The sequence below is a fragment of the Sphingomonas sp. STIS6.2 genome (genome assembly GCF_000732685.2).
GTDB lineage: Bacteria > Pseudomonadota > Alphaproteobacteria > Sphingomonadales > Sphingomonadaceae > Sphingomonas > Sphingomonas aerolata.
In genome coordinates this window covers 1-4,437 of sequence record NZ_JPDP02000133.1, presented here as the reverse complement: position 1 = coordinate 4,437, position 4,437 = coordinate 1, and the positions used below count along the sequence as shown (strand labels likewise).

Annotated in this window: 4 protein-coding genes; 2 read left to right on the top strand and 2 right to left on the bottom strand. The window is 69.2% G+C overall.

Going from position 1 to position 4,437, the window contains the following annotated elements; translation table 11 throughout:
- Positions 1-257 precede the first annotated feature (257 nt).
- Together sphst_RS14145 and sphst_RS14140 are read left to right on the top strand one after the other, a co-directional pair.
- Positions 258-821 carry a DedA family protein gene (locus sphst_RS14145; protein ID WP_107045719.1) on the top strand — a complete coding sequence of 188 codons (564 nt, stop codon included), beginning with the start codon at positions 258-260 and terminating at the stop codon, positions 819-821.
- On the top strand, positions 818-1,216 hold the full coding sequence (locus sphst_RS14140; RefSeq protein WP_199848986.1) for an acyl-CoA thioesterase: 399 nt from the start codon (positions 818-820) through the stop codon (positions 1,214-1,216). Before sphst_RS14145 ends, sphst_RS14140 begins: the two co-directional genes overlap by 4 nt.
- 93 nt (positions 1,217-1,309) lie before the next feature.
- On the opposite strand, the gene ppc is transcribed toward sphst_RS14140, so the two are convergent.
- The gene (gene ppc, locus sphst_RS14135) at positions 1,310-4,003 is read right to left on the bottom strand and encodes a phosphoenolpyruvate carboxylase (RefSeq protein WP_107045718.1); all 2,694 of its coding nucleotides are present in this window, start codon (positions 4,001-4,003) and stop codon (positions 1,310-1,312) included.
- Between the two features lie 105 nt (positions 4,004-4,108).
- The coding region (locus sphst_RS14130; protein WP_107045717.1) for an EF-hand domain-containing protein at positions 4,109-4,437 on the bottom strand (329 nt) is incomplete at its 5' end.

Below are 4,437 nucleotides of genomic sequence, written 5' to 3'. Positions count from 1 at the left end.
TGGCGGCAAGTCGGGCCGGTTCGAGTCGCTGCGCGAGGCGGCGGAGGAGCATGCGTTCGTGCTGTGGCAGTTGGGCGTCGCGGGATGATTCTTGGTTCGCGCGAAGGCGCGAAGGCGCGAAGATTTAGAGTTTTCGCGCGGAGACGCGGAGGACGCAGAGAGAAGATGCACACCATTCTCAGCGTCCTCTGCGCCTCTGCGCGAACCACCCTTCTTCGCGCCTTCGCGCCTTCGCGTGAACAAAGGTCGGTCGCCGCGTGACGATCGAGGCGTTGGTGGCGCGCTATGGCGTCGTGGCGATCTTTCTGGGCGCGGGGGTCGAGGGGGAGGCGGCGGTCGTGACGGGCGGGGTGCTGGCGCATCAGGGGCTGGTGTCGCTGGCGGGTGCGATGGCGGCGGCGGTGGTCGGGTCGTTCGTTGCGGACCAGCTGTTCTTTGCCGGCGGGCGGTATTTCCGCGAGTCGCGCCCCGTTGCGGCGATCCGGCGGCGGTCGGCCTATGCGCGCGCGATCGACCTGCTCGAACGCTATCCGCGGCGGTTCATCTTCGCCTATCGCTTCGTCTACGGGATCCGCACCGTCAGCCCGATCGCGATCGGGACGAGCCGGATTTCGCAGCGCCTGTTCCTCGCGGTGAACCTCGCCGCGGCGATCGTGTGGGGCTGTGTGTTCAGCGCGATCGGCTATGCGTTCGGCAACGTCATCGAGGCGATGCTGGGGCGGATCGGCACCGGGCGGCTGATCCTTTTCGGCGCGGTGGCGCTGCTGGCGGTCGGCGGCGGCTGGTTCGCGTGGCGGAAATGGCGGGAGCGCAGCGCATGACCTTCACGATGACGATCACCGCGGCCGAGGCGGATATCGACGAGCTGGGGCACGTCAACAATGCCGTCTGGGTCCAGTGGATCCAGCGGATCGCGACCGCGCATTGGGAGGCGGTCGCGCCCGCCGAGCACAAGGCCGCCTATGTCTGGGTCGTGACGCGGCACGAGATCGACTATCGCGGCAGCGTGGTCGCGGGCGAGACGGTGACCGGCGAGACCTGGGTCGAGGGCGGGCCGAAGGGCGCGCGGTTCGACCGGCATTTGCGGTTCGTCGGGGACGACGGGCGCGTGAAGCTGGACGCGGTGACGACCTGGGCGCTGCTCGACCGGGCGAGCGGGCGGTTGCTGCGGGTGCGGCCGGAGATAGCGGCGCCGTTTTTTGGTGCGGCGGACTGAGGGGGTTGGGTGAGGGTTTTAGCCTCACTGGCCCTCACCCTTCCCGCGGCAAGGGCCGCGGGCCCCTTCCCTCTCCCCTGAGGGGAGAGGGCGTTAGCCTGAGTTTCTCAGACCCGTCGCGATCGCGTTGATCGACAGGAGGATGCCTTCGCCGATGCGCGCATCCTCTTCGCCGGCGCGGCGGCGCTTGATCAGTTCGATCTGGAGCAGGTTGAGCGGTTCGATATAGGGCAGGCGGAGGCGGATCGACGCCTCGAGCGCGGGGTGTTTCTCGAGCAGGCGCGACTGGCCGGTGGCGTCGAGCAGCCCGTCATGCGTCTGCTGCCAGCCGTCGCGGATCCGGCCGAAGACGGTGTCGCGCAGCGCCGGATCCTCGACCAGCCCGGCATAGCGTTCGGCGATCGCCATGTCCGACTTGGCCAGCACCATCTCGAGATTGGCGAGCGCGGAGGCGAAGAGCGGCCAGCCCTGCGCCATGTCGCGCAGCAGCGCCTTGTCCTCGAACCCGGCGAGCGCCTGGCCGACGCCGTACCAGCCGGGGAGCATGACGCGCGCCTGCGCCCAGCTGAACACCCAGGGGATGGCGCGCAGATCCTCGATCCGGTCGGACTTGGTGCGGCTGGCGGGACGGCTGCCGATCTTGAGACCGGCGATCTCGGCGATCGGCGTCATCTGGCGGAAGAAGGTGCGAAAGCCGCGCTCGTCGCCGCCGACAGTGCCGTAGACGAGGTCGCGATAGCTGTGGAACGCGGTGTCGCTGAGCCAGTCCATCGCGGCACAGAAGCGCGTGGTGTCGGCGTTCGACAGGCGTTCGGGTTCGAGGCTGGCGAGCAACGTGGCCGAGGCGATCGCCTCGAGATTGGTCATTGCGGCGTCGCGCGTGCCGTATTTGGCGGCGATCACCTCGCCCTGTTCGGTGATGCGGATGCGGCCCTGCACGGTGCCGCCGGGCTGTGCGCGAATCGCCGCGAAGGCCGAGCCGCCGCCACGCCCGACCGCGCCGCCGCGGCCGTGGAACAGCTGCATGCCGACGCCCGCCTGTTCGAACACGGGCCTGAGCGCGGTCGAGGCCTTGGACAATTGCCAGGTGGAGGTGAGGTAGCCGCCATCCTTGTTGCTGTCCGAATAGCCGATCATCACCTCCTGATGACCGCGCGCCTTGGCGATCGTCGCGATCTCGGGCAGCGCGAACCAGGCGGTCATGACCGCGGGCGCGGCCTCGAGATCGCCGATCGTCTCGAACAGCGGGACCGCCATGATCGCGGCGGTCGGTGTGTCGCCGGGGCGGTAGAGCCCGACCTCCTTCAGCAGCAAATTCACCTCGAGCAGGTCGCTGACCGACTGCGCCATCGAGACGATGTAGTTGGTGATGCAGGCGGGGCCATAGGCGGCATGCGCGTCGGCGGCGGCCTGGAGGATCGCGAGCTCGCCCGCGGTCTCGTCGCTATAGGCGGCGAAGCGGGTGGTGAGCGGGCGCGCATTGGCGAGTTCGCGGCGGAGCAGCGCGACGCGCGCGTCCTCGTCGAGCGCGAGATAGTCCGGCTCGACGCCCGATACCTTGAGCAGTTCGGCGACGACGCGTTCATGGACGGCGCTGTTCTGGCGCAGGTCGAGCGTGGCGAGGTGGAAGCCGAACGTCTCGACCGCGCGGATCAGCCGGCCGAGCGCGCCGCCGGTCTTGAGCGCGGTGCCGAGCCCGTGCGCGAGCGTGACGAGATCGGCGCGCAGATCGGCGGGGCTCGCATAGGGGGCGCCGGTGAGGCGGCCGGGACGCGGCGCGGCCTTGCCGGTCAGTTTCTGCTGCGTCGCGGCGAGGCGCGCATAGATCCCCGACAAGGCGCGGCGATAGGGTTCGTCGGCGCGGCTGGTGGCGTCGTCGCCGCTTGCCGCAGCGAGCGCCTCGACCGCGGGGTCGGCGACGGCGTGCTCGGTCGAGATCGAGAGCTCGGCGCCGAGCGCGTGGACCGCCTGGCAATAATAGCCGAGCACCGCCTCGCTGGCGCGGGCGAGCGCGGTCTTGAGCGAATCGGCGGTGACATAGGGGTTGCCGTCGCGGTCGCCACCGATCCAGCTGCCGGGCTTCAGGAAACTCGGCGTGCGTTCGCCAAGCGCGCGGTCCCAGCGCTGGTAGAGCGCGGGCAAAGCGGGGAGGAAGACGTCGCGCAGATAGCTGAGCGCGGTATCGACCTCGTCGGTGACGTAGAGACGGTCGCGGCGCAGCACGCGCGTCTGCCACAGCAATGCGATCTGGCGCAGGATCGCGTCGTCGACCCGGTCGCCATCGGGGGTGGTGTCGCGACCCGCATCGCGCAGCGCGAGCAGCTCGGCGATGCGGTTGCGGTGGTCGATCATGCTCTTGCGCCGCACCTCGGTCGGGTGCGCGGTGAGCACGGGGACGATCAGCGCATGGTCGAGCAGCGCGCGGACCTGCGTCCGGTCGATCCCCTCGGCTTCGAGCTGCGCGATCGCGGAGGCGAGGTCGGCGCCGTGTTCGGCCGCGATCCCCTGCCGGTCCTCGGCCAGATTGGCGAGCATCGAGAAGAGCATGAAGCCGCGGACGAAATCGAGCGTCTCGTCGAGGCTGAGCTTTTCGAGGCTGAGATCGACCGCGGCATGATCGTCGGTCCGGCCCTCGGCGAGGCCGCGGTGACGCTCGACCGAGGCCTTGCGGATCGTCTCGGTCGCCTCGAACAGACGTAGCCCGCCATAGCTGCGGATGACGTCGCCGAGCAGCGTGCCGAGGAAACGGATGTCGGAATTGTTCGCGATTGCGGGAAGACTGGCCATGCGCCTTGCTGCGCTGCGACAGGGATCAGGTCAACCGCCGAACCCGCAATCGGCGATGAAATCCGCGCCTGAAGCCGTGCGGTCAGGACATAAAGTTACAGGCGATCACCGCCCCTCGCGCTTGCGGGCTTCGGCGCGCTCTTCGGAGGTGACGGTGCCGTCGTGGTTCAGGTCCATCCGGTCGAACCATCGCAACGTGCCCTCGCTCCACTCGACTTCGGTGATCACGCCGTCCTTGTTGCGGTCGAACGCCTTGATCCGTGCATTGGGGGAGGGCAGCTCGTCCTTGGTGATGCGATCATCGGCGTTGCGGTCGAGCGTGCGGAAGCGGCGTTCCATGCTGGCGCCGAAATCGAGCCGCGAGGTGACCGAGGGGGGGACGAAGCCGACCGCGCCGGCATCCGCCTCGGCGCGCTGCGCGTCCTTGTCGCCGC